The 15848-nt window shown below is 64.8% G+C and carries 13 protein-coding genes, 1 tRNA gene and 1 pseudogene; 4 read left to right on the top strand and 11 right to left on the bottom strand.

Annotation, left to right across the window (positions count from 1 at the left end):
• Positions 1–187 precede the first annotated feature (187 nt).
• The 7 genes and pseudogenes from hpf to AB8Z38_RS23925 all read right to left on the bottom strand — a co-directional run bounded on the left by hpf (position 188) and on the right by AB8Z38_RS23925 (position 7542).
• Positions 188–799 carry a ribosome hibernation-promoting factor, HPF/YfiA family gene (gene hpf, locus AB8Z38_RS23955; RefSeq protein WP_369720246.1) on the bottom strand — a complete coding sequence of 204 codons (612 nt, stop codon included), beginning with the start codon at positions 797–799 and terminating at the stop codon, positions 188–190.
• A 133-nt stretch (positions 800–932) separates the two neighbouring features.
• On the bottom strand, positions 933–2546 hold the full coding sequence (gene rpoN / locus AB8Z38_RS23950) for an RNA polymerase factor sigma-54 (protein ID WP_369720245.1): 1614 nt from the start codon (positions 2544–2546) through the stop codon (positions 933–935).
• 91 nt (positions 2547–2637) lie between these two features.
• The gene (gene lptB / locus AB8Z38_RS23945) at positions 2638–3651 is read right to left on the bottom strand and encodes an LPS export ABC transporter ATP-binding protein (RefSeq protein ID WP_369720244.1); all 1014 of its coding nucleotides are present in this window, start codon (positions 3649–3651) and stop codon (positions 2638–2640) included.
• Positions 3652–3870: 219 nt separating this feature from the next.
• A complete protein-coding gene (locus AB8Z38_RS23940) occupies positions 3871–4596 on the bottom strand; it encodes an LptA/OstA family protein (RefSeq protein WP_369720243.1) in 726 nt (241 codons plus the stop codon).
• 5 nt (positions 4597–4601) lie between these two features.
• On the bottom strand, positions 4602–5330 hold the full coding sequence (gene lptC, locus AB8Z38_RS23935) for an LPS export ABC transporter periplasmic protein LptC (RefSeq protein ID WP_369720242.1): 729 nt from the start codon (positions 5328–5330) through the stop codon (positions 4602–4604).
• Positions 5331–5494: 164 nt separating this feature from the next.
• Positions 5495–6106, bottom strand: a pseudogene (locus tag AB8Z38_RS23930) (ribonuclease D); the annotation flags it as partial.
• A gap of 110 nt (positions 6107–6216) precedes the next feature.
• Positions 6217–7542 carry a UbiA family prenyltransferase gene (locus AB8Z38_RS23925; RefSeq protein ID WP_369720241.1) on the bottom strand — a complete coding sequence of 442 codons (1326 nt, stop codon included), beginning with the start codon at positions 7540–7542 and terminating at the stop codon, positions 6217–6219.
• Between the two features lie 288 nt (positions 7543–7830).
• Here AB8Z38_RS23925 and AB8Z38_RS23920 point away from each other — a divergent pair, with 288 nt between their 5' ends.
• Complete coding sequence (locus AB8Z38_RS23920; RefSeq protein ID WP_369720240.1) at positions 7831–9102, top strand: MFS transporter; 1272 nt, start codon at positions 7831–7833, stop codon at positions 9100–9102.
• A 112-nt stretch (positions 9103–9214) separates the two neighbouring features.
• Here AB8Z38_RS23920 and AB8Z38_RS23915 read toward each other — a convergent pair.
• A tRNA-Leu gene (locus AB8Z38_RS23915) sits at positions 9215–9302 on the bottom strand.
• Between the two features lie 148 nt (positions 9303–9450).
• Between AB8Z38_RS23915 and AB8Z38_RS23910 the strand changes: the two genes are divergently transcribed.
• The gene (locus AB8Z38_RS23910; RefSeq protein WP_369720239.1) at positions 9451–10416 is read left to right on the top strand and encodes a complex I NDUFA9 subunit family protein; all 966 of its coding nucleotides are present in this window, start codon (positions 9451–9453) and stop codon (positions 10414–10416) included.
• 194 nt (positions 10417–10610) lie between these two features.
• Here the strand turns inward: AB8Z38_RS23910 and AB8Z38_RS23905 are convergent, their stop codons facing one another.
• From AB8Z38_RS23905 to AB8Z38_RS23895, 3 genes are all read right to left on the bottom strand, one after another.
• The gene (locus tag AB8Z38_RS23905) at positions 10611–11351 is read right to left on the bottom strand and encodes an SDR family oxidoreductase (RefSeq protein ID WP_369720238.1); all 741 of its coding nucleotides are present in this window, start codon (positions 11349–11351) and stop codon (positions 10611–10613) included.
• Positions 11348–12679 (bottom strand): FAD-binding oxidoreductase, encoded by a 1332-nt coding sequence (locus tag AB8Z38_RS23900; protein WP_369720237.1) that lies wholly within the window; start codon positions 12677–12679, stop codon positions 11348–11350. The genes AB8Z38_RS23905 and AB8Z38_RS23900 overlap by 4 nt, the downstream gene beginning before the upstream one ends.
• 202 nt (positions 12680–12881) lie before the next feature.
• Positions 12882–13688, bottom strand: coding sequence for an undecaprenyl-diphosphate phosphatase (locus tag AB8Z38_RS23895; protein ID WP_369720236.1), 807 nt, complete (start codon positions 13686–13688; stop codon positions 12882–12884).
• Positions 13689–13857: 169 nt separating this feature from the next.
• Between AB8Z38_RS23895 and AB8Z38_RS23890 the strand changes: the two genes are divergently transcribed.
• Positions 13858–14550: a glutathione S-transferase family protein gene (locus tag AB8Z38_RS23890; protein ID WP_369720235.1), complete on the top strand. Its 693-nt coding sequence runs from the start codon at positions 13858–13860 to the stop codon at positions 14548–14550.
• Entirely contained in the window at positions 14499–15674 is a 1176-nt protein-coding gene (gene queG, locus AB8Z38_RS23885) for a tRNA epoxyqueuosine(34) reductase QueG (RefSeq protein ID WP_369720234.1), read from the top strand. The genes AB8Z38_RS23890 and queG overlap by 52 nt, the downstream gene beginning before the upstream one ends.
• The last annotated feature ends 174 nt before the right edge of the window (positions 15675–15848 follow it).

Below are 15848 nucleotides of genomic sequence, written 5' to 3'. Positions count from 1 at the left end.
ACAAAGTACCGAGGCGGGCCGGCGTCAAGAAGATGAAGCAGGAGGCGGACTTAGCTCCTCGCTGATGTGGGGGGCTTCTACTCCAACGCAATCCCGGTGCCAACTCCCGCGTGAAGCTTTGCCCCGGTCATTGTTAAGGCCGCAAGGGGCTGGCCGGAACCGGCCCAAAGCTCGCCCAGATCGGCGCTCAGGCCTTGCCGTCCGGCTTGCTGTCCGCCTTGGCCCCCGGCGGATCGATCCAGCCGACATTGCCGTCCGCCCGGCGGTAAATGATGTTCACCCGGCCGCTCGAGCCGTGCTGGAACACCATGCAGGGGGCGCCGCTGAGGTCGAGTTCCATGACGGCTTCGCTCACCGACAACGGTTTCAGCGAGGTGGTCGCCTCTGCAATGATGACGGGGCTGTAGCCGGTGACCTCGTCATCGCCCTCAGACGGCGCCTCCAGGACGTAGCTGGTGGCGTCCATGGCGGCGAGCGCTTCCGAGGCGGCGTGGGTCTTGCGGGCGGAACGGTCCTTGAGCCGGCTCTTGTAGCGGCGCAGCCGCTTCTCGATCATCAGCAGCGCCTGGTCGGCGCTGGCATAGGCGTCCGGCGCATTGCAATCGGCCTCCAGCGTGATTCCCGAATCCAGATGCAGCGAGCAATCGGTGCGGAAGCCGAAGCCGTCCTTGCTCAGCGTGATATGGCCGGAATAATTGCCGTCGAAATATTTGCGCAGCACCTCCTCGGTGCGGTCCGCGACGCGGCCGCGCAGGGCCTCGCCGACGCTGACGCTCTTGCCCGAAATGCGGAGAGTCATGTGAACCTCGCTTGGTTAGGTTCTTGCCTGCGCATGATCTGTTCGGAAACGGTTGCAGAAAATTCCGGATCATGCGCGCGCATGGATCGATCTCGATGGGAGATGACAGTAGCGCGATTTGGCGCCAGCGCAATCAGGCCGGCTCGGTGTTGCGGGAGCGATCGGACATTGCAGTGGAGAGGACGTTACCAAGAGCGCTCTGCTTGTCGCGACGGCGTTGCACCGAAGAAGGAATACGCATGGCTTCGCGGTACTTCGCGACCGTGCGGCGGGCAATATCAATGCCCGAGGCGCGCAACCGTTCCACGATGGTGTCGTCGGACAGGATCGCGGCAGGTGCTTCCGAATCGATCAATTGCTTGATGTGGTGGCGCACGGCTTCGGCGGAATGCGCCTCGCCGCCGTCGGCGGAGGCGATCGACGCCGTGAAGAAGTATTTCAGCTCGAACGTGCCGCGATTGGTCGCCATGTATTTGTTGGCGGTGACGCGCGACACCGTGGATTCATGCATCTGGATGGCGTCGGCGACGGCCTTCAGATTGAGCGGCCGCAGATGCGCCACGCCATGGGTGAAGAAGCCGTCCTGCTGGCGCACAATCTCGGTTGCGACCTTCAGGATAGTGCGGGCGCGCTGGTCGAGCGCGCGCACCAGCCAGGTCGCGTTCTGGAGTGCGTCGGTGAAATACGATTTGTCCCCGTCCTTGCCGATCTTCTTCGACAGTTGCGAATAATAGGTCTGGTTGACCAGCACGCGCGGCAAGGTGTCGCTGTTGAGCTCGACATGCCAGCCGCCGTCCGGACCCGGGCGGACATAGACGTCCGGCACCATGGTCTGAACGCGCGCCGAGCCGAACTTGATGCCGGGCTTGGGATTGAGCCGGCGGATCTCGCCGATCATGTCGGCGATGTCCTCGTCGTCGACGCCGCAGACCTTGCGCAGGCCCGCGATGTCGCGCTTGGCGAGGAGATCGAGATGTTCGATCAGCGCCTGCATCGCCGGATCGTAACGATCGAGTTCGCGGAGCTGGATCGCCAGGCATTCGCTTAAGTTGCGCGCGCAGACCCCGGGCGGATCGAATTTTTGCAGGACGGCAAGAACGTCCTCGACGTCCACTTGCGATGCACCAAGCCGCTCAGCGGCCTGGCCGAGATCCGGCGGCAGATAGCCGGCCTCGTCGACGAGATCGATCAGATACTGCCCGATCATGCGCTGCGCCGGCCCGCTGAAGGCGACCGAGAGCTGCTCGGCTAGATGGTCGCCCAGCGTGATTTCGGCCGCGACGAAGGCCTCGAGATTGTAGTCCTCGTCGCCGGAGGCACCGCCGCCCCATTCCGTATAGGTGGTCGGCGCCGCATCCTGGGCGTTGCGCGCGGCGGCCTCGGCCGGCTCCTCGGAGAAGACGTTGTCCAGGCCGGTGTCGAGGGTTTGCTCGATCTCGGCGCGGGTGCCGAGATCCTTGCTCATCCACTCTTCCTGGCCGGGCTCGAAAGCCTCGCCCGGACCACCGCCCGGTTCGTCGTTGTGGCCGCCGTCGGAATCGTTGAACTGGCTGGCCTCGGCAGTAGCTTCCCCGGGCGGGACCTCGTCACTGGCCCGTTCCAGCAGCGGATTACGCTCGAGTTCCTCTTCCACGAAGGTGGTGAGATCGAGGTTGGACAATTGCAGCAGCTTGATCGCCTGCATCAGCTGCGGCGTCATGACCAGCGACTGCGATTGCCGGAACTCTAATCTCTGCGTAAGCGCCATGAAGCAAGAACCGATCCCGAAAAGTTGGTCCGATTTTTGCTTATCTTAGTCCAGGCCCGATGTACACGCCTTGACGAACTCGAAAAAAGGGCTAGAGGCGGAATTCCTCGCCAAGGTAAAGGCGGCGAACGTCCGGATCATTGACGATCTCATCCGGGCTGCCCTCGGTCAGGATCTCACCGGCATAGACGATATAGGCACGATCGGTGAGGCCGAGCGTCTCTCGCACATTGTGGTCGGTGATGAGCACGCCGATGCCGCGATTGGTGAGATGGCGGACGAGATCCTGGATGTCGCCGACGGCGATCGGATCGATGCCGGCGAAGGGTTCGTCGAGCAGCATGTAGTTCGGACGCGTCGCCAGCGCGCGCGCGATTTCGACGCGGCGGCGTTCACCGCCGGACAGCGCGATCGAAGGCGATTTGCGCAGGCGGGTGATGTTGAATTCGTCGAGCAGCAGATCGAGCTGCTGCTCGCGCTTCTTGCGCGAGGGCTCGACAACTTCGAGCACGGCGCGGATGTTCTGCTCGACGGTGAGGCCGCGGAAGATCGAGGCTTCCTGCGGCAGATAGCCGATGCCGAGCCGCGCCCGCTGATACATCGGCAGCTTGGTGACGTCATGGCCGTCGAGCTCGATCGCGCCGCGATCGGGCTTGATCAGGCCGGTGATCATGTAGAACACGGTGGTCTTGCCGGCGCCGTTCGGGCCGAGCAGGCCGACCGCTTCGCCGCGGCGCACATAGATGCTGACGCCGCGCACGACCTGCCGGCTGCCAAAGCTCTTTTCCACGCTATGCACAGCCAGGAAGCCCGGCCGCTTCAGGAGCTGCGGGCCGCCTGAGCCGTTGGACCTGGCAACGGGCTTGGCACCGGACCTGACTGTGGCAGGCTGGGCCGCCGGCTGGCGCTGCCGCGGCGGCGCCTCGACCCCATACGGGTCCGGCGCATGCGTGGGCTGGTCGCGGGCGATCGGGGGCGCATCCCGCACCGGGCTGGTGAGGAGGCCGCCGACGCTTTGGGTGAGTTCGGTGATGTCCTGACGCGCAAATCCGGGACGGCCACGCTTGGCGGGGCGCCGACGGAACATGCTGAATAAATCGACCATCCCCGCCTGTCTCAAGCCTTCACGGCGATCCTGCACGGTGGATCCCGCGATCTGCCGTATAACAGCGATTCGCCGACACAGCATGAGTGAAAGGATGTCTCATGCCCAGTGAAACACCCGCGATAAGCGGATCCCGCTTTCGAAGCCCGTTGCGCTAGATACAGTCTTGTCGGGCAGGCTTCAACCTCGCGACCGCAAGATAGTATCTAAGCCATTGTTTTACTTGGGCTTGCCTGGAATGAGCGAGGGCACCGCCGGGCCGCCACCGGGGGCGGCGGGCGTTCCGCATTTGCCGCTCGAGCCGCCCTGGGACTGGATGAACAGGCCCTGCACCCGGCCGCTCTCGGACTCCACCCTCGAGACGCCGGTGGTCATGTCGACCAGCAGACGATCGCCACGCAGCACGTTCTGACATTGCGTCAGGACCACCTGGCCGCCGGAGCCGCCGAGCATGGTGATGAGGTTGGTCTTGGTGTCGAACACGGCGGTCTCGCCGGTCACCACCTGGTCTTTCTGGGTGACCACGACATTGCCGCGCGCCTCCAGCCGCTTGATCGACGACGCGCCGCCGGGGCCCGGCGTCGCCGACTGGATCGGCGCGGCCTTCGCGCCCTTTGCCGATGCCGGCTGCGGCGTCGCGGCCTTGTCGCCGCTCGATTCGTAGAACACGACCAGCGTTTTCGAGGTCATGGTGGTGTCGCCCTGCACCACCTTCACATTGCCGGAGAAGGTCGCTTCCTTCTTCTTGTCGCGCATCTCGAGCGTTGCGGCGTCGATCTGGATCGGCTGATCGCGGTTCTGCGAAAAGCCCTGCATGGCATTGGGCACGCCCTGCATCGTGCTCTGCGCGACCGCGGCATGCGTAGCGACCAGCGCAGCGCAGACGACCAGCGCACTGACGATGGCGCACCGCTTGACCTTGCTGCGCGGAAAACACTTCGGCATGACAATCATCTTGAATTCGCAGACTTGTTCTTGGACTTCGGCAGCGGCGCCGGTGCGGGCTGCTCGACGGGCGCCGGCGCAGCATCATCCACGCTGATCTTGTCCAGATGCATCACCACATTGCCCTCGAAGCGAATGACATCGCCACCTTCGGTGATGCGCAGCCGGTCGGCGGTGAGCGTGCCGTTGGTCAGCTTGACGTCGACATGCTCGTCCGAGGAGACCGTGCCCTTGCCCATGTCGACGAAGGCCGAGTTCAGCCGCGCCTCATAGCCGGTCGAGGTGCGCACGAAGACGTCCTTGTGCAGCTCGAGCTGCTGCTGCTTGTTGTCGAACCTGCCGGTGCGGGCATCGAGGAACACGGTCGACTGGTCTTCCATCAGGACTTTCGAGCGCAAATCCGCGAGATCGACATGGTCGGGATCCGTGATGTCCTGCGTCGCGGTTTTGGCCCAGAGCTCGTAGGGCCGCTGGTCCGTGCTGAAGCCGGACATATGCGGCGATTCCATCGTGATCTTGGTGCCCGTGACCACCATGTTTCCGGAATCGATCTTCATGGGGATCATGCTGAACGGGTTGAGGAAGGTCGAGACGGCGACGATCGAGGCCATGGCCACAACCACGGTCGCCGGCACCGCGATGCGCAGAATCCGCACCAGGCGGCTGTGGCGGGCCGCAGTGGCAAACCGCGCCGCGAGTGCGGCGTCATAGGTTGAAAACTGGGCCGAGTTCACAATTGCTCCCGAGGCCTCGCTCACCGAACCTTCTTAGTCAAAGGCTCCGATCGAGGTGCCCCATTGTACCCGGCAATGCCGGAAGATGCAGCCTCCGACACGCCGTCAGGAAAGTGTCCGAAACGGGGCGGCAGCCTTGACCTGATGGCTGCCGAAAGGCTCCAGGAATGCGCGAAAATGTCCTCTTCGGCCCAGCCCTGGAGGTCGAGCAAAGCACGGGTCGGCAGGAAGTCGAAACAGGCCTTGGCCAGCGCGGTGCGGCCCTCGCGCAGCAGCATCGCATCCAGCCGCTCGCGCAAGGCATGCAGATGCAGCACGTCGGAGGCGGCGTAGGCCAGCTGCGGCTCGGTCAGGCTGTCGGAACCCCAATCGCTGGATTGTTGCTGCTTGGAGAGGTCGACATTGAGCACCTCGCGCACGAGGTCCTTGAGGCCATGGCGGTCGGTATAAGTCCGGGTCAGGCGGGAGGCGATCTTGGTGCAGTAGATCGGCCCGGTCATCACGCCGAAGGTCTGGTACAGCACCGCGACGTCGAACCGGGCGAAATGGAAGATCTTGGTGATGGCGGGATCGGCCAGCAGCGCCTTCAGGTTCGGCGCGTCGGTGTGGCCCTTGGGGATCTGCACCACGTCGGCGCTGCCGTCGCCGGGCGAGAGCTGCACAACGCAGAGCCGGTCGCGGTGCGGGTTCAACCCCATGGTCTCGGTGTCGATCGCCACGGCGCCGGTGTAGCGGGTGAGGTCGGGCAGGTCGCCGCGATGCAGGCGTACGGTCATGGCGTGTCAAACCTCAATCGAATCGGTGGCGTCGGCAGCATAGGCTAATCGGGATTGCCCGCGATGTATCCACTGCGGACGCCGCGCGCAAGCGCCGGTTGCGGCTCCGGTCAGATCGCTGCCAGCATGATGCAGATCATCGCGGCCACGGTGGTGCGGCTGGCGCCGTCGCGGAAGGCGTAGATGATGGGGTCGTCCGGCATCTCGCGGCGATGCGCAATCATCAGCGCGCGGCCGAACCAATAAAGCAGCAAGGGCGCGAGCAGCCATAGCAGCCAGGGGCGGCTGTAGAGCGGCGTCACCGCGGAAGACGACAGATAGAGCGCGAACACCGTCACCGCATTCATGGCGCTCGCGGCGGCCATGGCGGCGATGATGTGCAGATCGGTGATCCTATAGTCGCGGTTGGAGGGATCGGACAGGCCGGCGCCCTCGCGCATGCCGAGCTCGCTGAAGCGCTTGATCAGCGCCAGCGAGGTGAACACGAACAGCGAGAAGATCATCAGCCATTCCGACAGCATCACGCCGGCGGCAACCGCGCCGGCGCCGATGCGCAGGGAGTAGAGGCCGGCAAGCGTCACGACATCGACCAGCATCTTGCGCTTGAGCACCAGCGAATAGGCGATGGTGGTGGCGAGGTAGACGGCGAGCACGCCGAGGAAGGCTGTGGAAATGCAGAGGCTGGCCGCGACTGCGAAAGCCCACAGTGCCGGGATCGCCGCTAGCGCGGACGAGATCGGCAGCTCGCCTGCCGCAAGCGGGCGATGACGCTTGGTCGGATGCTGCCGGTCGGCGGCGAGATCCAGCAGATCGTTCATCAGATACGCGCCCGACGCACAGGCCGAGAACGCAAGGAAGGCCAGCAGCGCGGAGCCGAGCGTCGCAAAGTTCATCTGATGCGCGGTGAGCGCCGGCACGAACACCAGCGTGTTCTTGGCGTATTGGTAGACCCGCAGCGCCTTCGCCCAGATCTTAAAGCTGACGCGGCTGCGGCTGCGCTCACCGATGCGCTCGATCGAGGCGCGATCGAACGGCAGATTGGCACCCGCGGCGAGATCAGCCGGCGCAATGACGCCGTCGAAGCCGAGATGCGCGGCAACGCCTGCGGCATGCCCGGCGAAGCGCTCCGCGAGCAGAAAAATCCTCTCGCCTCGCGCCCGCGCCGCCAGCGCCCGGTTCAGCACCTCGCCATCGTAGGGCAGATGGGCGTAGTCGATCTCGGCCCGCGCCAAAATCTCGGTCAGGGCCGCCATGCCCGGGCGTCCGCCCGCGCCGAAGCGGGCCAGCATTCGGCCGGGGCTAGAGAACAGCGCTTCCATCAGCAGTTCCGAGCGCAGCAGCGCGCCTTCGAGATCGATCACGAGGGTGCGGGCAAGCGCCGATCCGGCCTGCGGCGCGGCCTCGCTCCGATCGTACTGCCTGACGGGCTGCTCCATCCGAAAACGCTCTACTCATCGCGACCTGACCCGCCCAAAGGCTGGGGAGGCCGGGGAGCAGGAAAATGGACGCCCGCGAGCCTAGGGCGCATTCGCTAAGGCGGGCTTAATCGGCTCGGAGAAGCGCGATGGTCGCACAGGGCCGAGATTCGGGCTGTTGCAGGGATCCCACAATCGCGCGCGAGCGCGATCGTCGGGCGGAACTTGGGCCATGCGGCCCGTGGAAATCGTCCCGGTCGACCCTATGTGTTGCGGGCTTCCCCCGCCCCCCACCACGAATCGAGTGCCATGACCGAACAGACGCTCGCCGCGCCGATCAACGATCAACTACAACGCAAACGCGGCTTCACGCGCTACCAATCGCTCCTGGTCGCGCTGCTCGCATTCGCGCAGTTCACGATCATTCTCGATTTCATCATCATGTCGCCGCTCGGCGCCATCCTGATGCCCGCGCTCAACATCACGGCCGGGCAATTCGGCGTCGCGGTCTCGGCCTACGCGTTCAGCGCGGGATTGTCGGGCATCCTGGCCGCTGGCTTTGCCGATCGCTTCGATCGCAAGCGCCTGCTGCTGTTCTTCTATGTCGGCTTCACGCTCGGCACCCTGCTCTGCGCCGCGGCGCAGACATACCACGTGCTGCTGCTCGGCCGGATCGTGACCGGATTGTTCGGCGGCGTGATCGGGTCGGTCGTGCTTGCCATCATCACCGATCTGTTCCCGCTGCATCTGCGCGGCCGCGTCATGGGATTCGTCCAAACGGGGTTCGCCGCGAGCCAGGTGCTCGGCATTCCGGCGGGGCTGTTTCTTGCCAGCCGCTGGGACTGGCATGTCTGCTTCGCCGCGATCGTCGGCCTCTCCATCCTGGCGATCGCCGTGATCGCCTTCGCGATGGAGCCAGTCGACAAGCATCTGAAGCTGAAGCAGGACCGAAACCCATTCCGCCATCTGGTCGCGACCATCGGTGAGCCGCGCTATACGCTGGCCTTCTGTGTCACGACATTGCTGGCGACGGGCGGCTACATGCTGATGCCGTTCTCCAGCGCCTTCACCGTGAACAATATCGGCATCGACATCGTGCACCTGCCGACGATCTATCTGGTCTCCGGCCTGTTCAGCATCGTCACGGGCCCGCTGGTCGGCAGGGCGAGCGATACGTTCGGCAAATACCCGACCTTCGTGTTCGGCAGCGTGGTGTCGGTGATCATGGTGCTGATCTACACCCATCTCGGCCATGTCTCGCTCGCAACCGCGATCCTGGTCAACGTGCTGATGTTCGTCGGCATCTTTTCGCGCATGATCCCGTCGCAGGCCCTGATGTCGGCGATCCCCGATCCCAGCCAGCGCGGCTCGTTCAGCGCGGTCAGTGCGTCGTTGCAGCAGCTCTCCGGCGGCCTCGGTTCGGTGCTCGCCGGCGCCATCATCGCGCAGAACCCGGACGGCTCGCTGCTCCATTTCGACCGGATCGGCTACGTCGTCGTCGCCTCGGCCATCGTCTCGCTGGTCGCGATGTATTTTGTGCAGAGGGCGGTGGCGGAGCGGACGGGGAAGCGGGTGGTTTGAGGCGGGCGGGCTGCGGCTTGAGTGGCACAGGTCACGACGGCGCTGCGTGGATCGCCGGCCTGCTCCTTCCGCTGATCGGGAAAGCAGCTCGTTTGCGGACAATCCTGCAAAATGGTGCCCAGGAAAGGACTCCGAACCTTCACGGCCGTTAAGCCACTGGCACCTGAAGCCAGCGCGTCTACCAATTCCACCACCTGGGCATGCCGTTTGGGGCACGGAGGCGGTTACTACGGATCAGTGACGCGGTTGTCAATTCATGCTTGAACCGTGCTTGCGGTCGCGGATTGCGCATCGCAAAACGGCCCGATACAAGCTCGTAACACGCTCTCTCCATCAGGAATCGACCCCATGGCATCGAATCTGGACACGCTCGTCACGGTTTTCGGCGGATCGGGGTTTTTGGGCCGCAATGTCGTCCGCGCGCTGTGCCGGCGCGACTACCGGGTCCGGGTCGCAGTGCGGCGGCCGGAACTGGCCGGATTCCTGCAGCCCTCCGGCAAGGTCGGCCAGGTCCACACCGTGCAGGCGAATCTGCGCTACCCGGCCTCCGTCGAGGCGGCCGTGCGTGATCTGCACGTCATCATCAATCTCGTCGGCATCCTCACCGAGGGCGGCGCGCAGAGCTTCGACGCCGTCCAGGCCAAGGGCGCCGAGACCGTCGCCAAGGCGGCGGCCGCAGCCGGTGCCCAGCTGGTGCATATTTCGGCGATCGGCGCCGATGCGGAATCGCCCTCGCGCTACGCCAAAGCCAAGGCGGCCGGCGAGGCCGCGGTGACGGCGGCCGTGCCCTCGGCGACGATCTTCCGCCCCTCGGTGATGTTCGGGCCGGAGGACCAGTTCACCAACCGCTTCGCCGCGCTGGCGCGGATCTCGCCGGTGCTGCCGCTGATCGGCGGCGAAACGAAAATGCAGCCGGTCTATGTCGGCGATGTCGCGACCGCGATCGCGGATGCGGTCGACGGCAAGGCCAAGCCGGGCGCCACCTACGAACTCGGCGGGCCGGAAGTGCTGACCATGCGCGAGATCATCGAGGCGATTTTGGCGATTGCCGACCGCAAGCGGGCGTTGGTGTCGCTGCCGTTCGGGCTTGCCCGCCTCAAGGCCCAGTTCCTGCAATTCGCGCCCGGCGCGCTGAAGCTGACGCCGGACCAGGTCACGCTGCTCGAGCGCGACAACATCGTGTCGGAGGCGGCCAAGGCCGCGGGCCTGACGCTGGAAGGGCTCGGCATCGCTCCCGATTCACTGGAAGCGATCGCCCCGCAATATCTCTGGCGTTTCCGCGCGGCCGGCCAATTCCAGCGCAAGAGCGCGTGAGGCTTCTTTCTTCACCTCGCCCCGCGATCCCTCTGAACCTCTCCCGCTTGCGGGAGAGGTCGCCGCGTAGCGGCGGGTGAGGGCTTTCTCCTCATCGGGAGTCTCTCCGCGGAAGCACCCTCTCCCCAACCCTCTCCCGCAAGCGGGCGAGGGAGCGCACTGCCGCTACGGGGCCAGTGCAATTCCTTCAAGCCTCAAAACTTCAGCTTCTTGAACACCGCTTCCGGCAGCGTCTTGATGATCAGCATCACCAAGCGCCATTTGCCGCTGACGTAAACCACATCGCTCTTCTTCTCCACCGCCTGAAGGATCGCGTCGCCCACCACCGGTGCTTCGACGGTGAGCGGGCCGATCAGCTTCATGCCTTCCGTCATCCTGGTGCGAACGAAGCCGGGCTTCACCGTGACGACGTGCACGCCGCCGCGGCTGGCGCGGGCGCGCAGGCCGGACAGGAAGGCCGAGAAGCCTGCTTTCGCCGAGCCGTAGACATAGTTCGACGCCCGACCGCGATCGCCCGCAACCGATGATACGCCGACGATGGTGCCATTGCCGCGCGCCAGAAATTTTTCCGCAAACAGGCCCAGGATCAGCGACGGCCCCTCGTAGTTCGAGCGCATGATCGTGGTGGCATGCGCGAGATCGCTCTCGGCGTTCTGCTGCACGCCCGGGAGACCGACGATCGAGACGACGACATCGGGCAATACGGGGAGAGCGCCGACGAAGCTCTCGAACGAAGCCGTGTCGAGCACGTCGAATGTCCACGCGCTCGCCTCGATGCTGTAGCGCGCGCGGAGATCGGCCGCGTCGGGCTCGAGCGCAGCGACGTCGCGCCCGGCGACGACGACATCGTAACCTGCTTTGGCAAAGGCGCGCGCGGCGGCGCGGCCGATGTCGGACGAGCCACCCAGCACCAGAACGGTCTTGCGCGACGTCATGGCTGCACCTCATCGAATAAACGCTGTGAAAGCTTTGATCGGATGTGTCCGGCGGGATCGAGCGATTTCCGGATCGCGTTGAAGCGCTGCAGGGCGGGATAGCCGGCCTCGAAGGTTGCACGTGACTGACGCGCGTCCTTGGCGAGGTAAAGCCTTCCGCCGGCGGTGACGATCAGGCGGTCGATCTCGTCGAGGAAATTCAGGATGTCGCCCTTCATCGGGAAATCCAGCGCCAGCGTGTAGCCGGGCAGCGGAAACGACAAAATTCCGTCGCCCTGGCCGAGCTTCTTCAGCACCGCCAGGAACGAGGCATCGCCGCGCTTGGAGACGCGGTCGAGGATGTCGGCGAGCACGTCGCGCGCGCCCTGCTCCGGGATCACGCATTGATGCTGGAGGAAGCCGCGCCGGCCGTAAATGCGATTCCAGGCGCCGATGCTGTCGAGCGGAAAGAAATAGGGGAAGAGCGATACCAGATGGCTGCCGCCGGCGCGCCGCGCGCCCATGCGGTAGTAGAGCTCGTTGAACGCGCGGATGCTGGTACGGTTCAGCGTGATCGACGGCAGGTCGACCGGCACCGCAAGGCCGGGATCCTTGCCGACCGGAAATCGATCGCCGCCATCGGAAAGCTCGTCCGCGCGGGCGTGCTCCCCGAGATAGATCAGCGAGCGGCCGAGCTGGTGGCCGCGCGCGACGCAATCGATCCAGGCCACCGAATAGGTCGCGGATTCATTCGCCTCGAGCGCGCGCATGGCCGCATCGAGATCCGACGCGGAGATCACGCGCTCGCGAATCCAGCCGGTCTCGACCGGCCGCAACCGGATGGTGGCTTCGAGAATGATCCCGGTCAGGCCCATGCCGCCGATCGTCGCGAAGAAGGCGTCCGAATTCTGTTCGTGCGAGGCCTCGATCGTCTCGCCCTGCCCGGTGCGCAGCAGGATGCTGTCGACATAGCGGCCGAAGCCGCCCTCGCCATGATGGTTCTTGCCATGCACGTCGGCGGCGATGGCGCCGCCGATTGTCACGAACCGCGTGCCCGGCACGACGAACGGCAGGAAGCCGCGCGGGCCAAACGTGTCGATCAGGTCCGACAGCAGCACGCCGGCCTCGAGGCGGATGCGGCCGGTCGCCGGATCGAACGACCGCACCCGGTCGAATCCGGTCATCGCGACGGTCCGGTTGGCGCCTATCGCGGCGTCGCCATAGGCGCGGCCATTGCCGCGCGCCACGGCGCCTGAGACCATGGCTTCGCCAACGGCTTCGAACGACCGCGGCCGCAGCAGTTCGCTATCGACGACCGGGAAGCGCCCCCAGCCGCTGACGAGGGTCATGGCTCAGCTCCATTGCAGGGGTGCGCGCGGCGCCCCGCCAAGGAAACTGCCTACCGGTCAAAAGCTTATATTGCGTTGAAGGTGTGGTGGAGGCGCAGCCCGGATGGAGCGGAGCGCAATCCGGGGCCGGCGTCGCTTGCGGCACGATCCCGGATTGCGCTGCGCTCCATCCGGGCTAAGGGCTCAACGTGTTTCCGAAAGGTTAATGGCCGAGCGCCAGGGCGATCAGGCCGAGCGTGCCGACGATGACGCGCCACCAGGCGAATACCACGAAACCGTGGCGGGTGACGTATTCCAGGAAGCTCTTCACCACGATGATCGCGGTGATGAACGAGACCACGAAGCCGATCGCGACGATGCCCATGTGGTCCATCGTCATCTCGGAGCGGTTCTTGTAGAAATCGTAGGCGAACGCACCGATCATGGTGGGAATGGCGAGGAAGAACGAGAACTCCGCGGCTGCGCGCTTGTCGGCGCCCATGAACATCGCCGCGACGATGCTGGCGCCGGAGCGCGACACGCCGGGGATCATCGCCACGCACTGCGCGATGCCGACATAGAGATACATCAGCAGCGGAAATTTGGTGGCGTCATGCTCGCGCGCCTTGAGGTCGAGCCGGTCAACCCAGAGCAGGATGGCGCCGCCGACGATCAGCGAAAAGCAGACCACCCACGGATTGAACAGCATGCTCTTGATGTATTTGCCGGCGACCAGACCGACGACGACCGCGGGCAGGAACGCCACGAGCACGCCGATCACGAAGCGGCGCGCATAGACGTCGCCCGTGAACATGCCGATCGCGACGTCCCACAATTTCCTGAAGTACAACACGACGATCGCAAGGATCGCGCCGAGCTGGATCAAGACCGTAAACGAATCCCAGAAGGCGCCCTCGCCAAGCCCGAAGAAGCGCTCCGCAAGCAGCAGGTGGCCGGTCGAGGACACGGGAAGGAACTCGGTCACACCCTCGATGATGCCGAGGATCACTGCCCGTATTGCATCTGACATATTTACGGTCCATTTCGGCTGGAAAAGCGGGGCTCTTCTCGCCTATTCGCCCCCTTGCTGCAATCGCAAAATGCGACGCCACGCCCTTGCCTCGCGGTTTCGAAAGACTAGTGTGGCGCCGCACAAACATTGATGGATTCTTAAGCACCATCAAATAGTCAAAGGGTTCATGTTTACGCTGTTTCATCATCCGTTCTGTCCGCATTCGCGTTTCATTCGCCTGATCGCGGGGGAGTATGGGCTCGACCTGAAACTGGTCGAAGAGCGCAGCTGGGAACGGCGCGAGGCATTTCTGCTGCTCAATGCGGCCGGCACCACACCGGTTCTGGTGGATGGCGACCAGTCCCCGATTCCGGGCGCCGCGATCATCGCGGAGTATCTCGACGAAGCCTATGGCGTCGAGCTGGGTCCCAAGCGGATGATGCCGGTGACCATCGCCGAGCGCGTCGAGGTGCGCCGGCTGATGGCCTGGTTCAACGAAAAATTCTTCGAGGAAGTGTCCCATCCGCTCGTGACCGAGCGCATCTACAAACGCTTCATGAGCGAGGAGAACGGCGGCGGCCCGCCCTCGGCCGACGTGATGCGCGCGGCGAAAGCCAATGTGCGCTATCATCTGGCCTATATCGGCTGGCTGGCGCAGACGCGTAACTTCCTCGCCGGCGACAGGCTCACTTACGCGGATCTCGCCGCCGCGGCGCATCTCTCGGCGATCGATTATCTGGGCGACGTGCCATGGAGCGAGGACGACGCGGCAAAGGCGTGGTACGCACGGGTGAAGTCCCGCCCGTCGTTCCGTCCGCTGCTGAGCGAATGGCTGGCCGGCGTGCCGGCGTCGCGCACCTATGTGGACCTCGATTTCTGAACTCCGATCCGACTGAACTGAAGGCGGCACTCGCGCGCGAGGCGCGCGCGCTCGGCTTCGACTGCATCGGGATTACCGAGCCCGGCACGATCGAGAGCGCCGGAAAGCATTTCCTCGAATTCATCGCCACGGGCGGTCATGGCGACATGGACTGGCTCGCGAGCCAGCCGGAGCGCCGGGTCGATCCGCGCGGGCTGTGGGCTGACGTACGATCGGTGATCATGCTCGGCGTCAATTACGGCCCGGACCAGGATCCGCTCGCGATCTTGCAACAGCGCACGCGCGCAGCGATCTCGGTCTATGCGCAAGGCGAAGATTATCACGACCTCATCAAGAAGCGGTTGAAGGCGCTGGCGCGTTGGCTGGTTGCGGCCGCGCCGTCGGAGGTGAAGGTGTTCGTCGACACCGCGGCGGTGATGGAGAAGCCGCTCGCACAGGCTGCGCATCTGGGCTGGCAGGGCAAGCACACCAACCTCGTCTCGCGCGAGTTCGGCTCTTGGCTGTTTCTCGGCGCGATCTACACGACGCTGGAGCTGCCACGCGACAGCGCCGAGATCGATCATTGCGGCTCGTGCCAAGCCTGTCTCGACATCTGCCCGACCGCGGCGTTTCCCGCTCCCTACAGACTCGATGCGCGGCGCTGCATCTCGTACCTGACCATCGAGAACAAGGGTCCGATCCCGCGCGAGTTTCGCAAAGCCATCGGCAACCGCATCTATGGTTGCGACGATTGCCTCGCCGCGTGTCCCTGGAACAAGTTCGCGCAACAGGGGCGCGAAGCAAAGCTCGCCGCGCGCGACGAGTTACGCGCGCCTCCGCTGGTTGAACTGGTGCGGCTCGACGATGCCGCGTTTCGGGCGCTGTTCACGAAGTCGCCGGTCAAGCGCATCGGCCGCGACCGGTTTTTGCGCAACGTGCTGATCGCGATCGGCAACTCCGGCGACGCGAAGCTTGCGGAAGAGGCGCGGCGATTGCTCGACGACGCAAGCCCGCTGGTGCGCGGGGCTGCCGTGTGGGCGCTGGGGCAGTTGATGCCGCGGAATGAGTTTGTGCGGCTCAGGGCGAATGCGATCGCCAGCGAGCACGACGAGAGCGTTCGTCAGGAGTGGCAAGCCGCTTCCTAATTCTCCGCTGTCATGCCCCGGCTTGACCGGGGCATCCAGTACGCCGCGGACCAACGGTTCAATCACTGCTGCCTCTGGAATACTGGATCGCCCGGTCAAGCCGGGCGATGACACTTGTTGTTGTGGCTATTGCGCGCGCTCTCTCCACCCTTGATTTCGCCGCAGCTTCCTTCA

This window comes from Bradyrhizobium sp. LLZ17 (assembly GCF_041200145.1).
Lineage (GTDB): Bacteria > Pseudomonadota > Alphaproteobacteria > Rhizobiales > Xanthobacteraceae > Bradyrhizobium.
The sequence above is the reverse complement of the archived record's forward strand: the minus strand, read 5'-3'. Positions and strand labels throughout refer to the sequence as shown.

What these genes read in the sequence shown, in the direction of transcription:
- AB8Z38_RS23940 (WP_369720243.1), bottom strand. Translation starts at nt 4,596, where the DNA reads ATGCCGAAGTGTTTTCCGCGCAGCAAGGTCAAGCGGTGCGCCATCGTC.
- AB8Z38_RS23900 (WP_369720237.1), bottom strand. Translation starts at nt 12,679, where the DNA reads ATGACCCTCGTCAGCGGCTGGGGGCGCTTCCCGGTCGTCGATAGCGAA.
- AB8Z38_RS23890 (WP_369720235.1), top strand. Translation starts at nt 13,858, where the DNA reads ATGTTTACGCTGTTTCATCATCCGTTCTGTCCGCATTCGCGTTTCATT.
- AB8Z38_RS23925 (WP_369720241.1), bottom strand. Translation starts at nt 7,542, where the DNA reads ATGGAGCAGCCCGTCAGGCAGTACGATCGGAGCGAGGCCGCGCCGCAG.
- AB8Z38_RS23910 (WP_369720239.1), top strand. Translation starts at nt 9,451, where the DNA reads ATGGCATCGAATCTGGACACGCTCGTCACGGTTTTCGGCGGATCGGGG.
- lptB (WP_369720244.1), bottom strand. Translation starts at nt 3,651, where the DNA reads ATGGTCGATTTATTCAGCATGTTCCGTCGGCGCCCCGCCAAGCGTGGC.
- rpoN (WP_369720245.1), bottom strand. Translation starts at nt 2,546, where the DNA reads ATGGCGCTTACGCAGAGATTAGAGTTCCGGCAATCGCAGTCGCTGGTC.
- AB8Z38_RS23905 (WP_369720238.1), bottom strand. Translation starts at nt 11,351, where the DNA reads ATGACGTCGCGCAAGACCGTTCTGGTGCTGGGTGGCTCGTCCGACATC.
- hpf (WP_369720246.1), bottom strand. Translation starts at nt 799, where the DNA reads ATGACTCTCCGCATTTCGGGCAAGAGCGTCAGCGTCGGCGAGGCCCTG.
- queG (WP_369720234.1), top strand. Translation starts at nt 14,499, where the DNA reads ATGGCTGGCCGGCGTGCCGGCGTCGCGCACCTATGTGGACCTCGATTT.
- AB8Z38_RS23920 (WP_369720240.1), top strand. Translation starts at nt 7,831, where the DNA reads ATGACCGAACAGACGCTCGCCGCGCCGATCAACGATCAACTACAACGC.
- AB8Z38_RS23895 (WP_369720236.1), bottom strand. Translation starts at nt 13,688, where the DNA reads ATGTCAGATGCAATACGGGCAGTGATCCTCGGCATCATCGAGGGTGTG.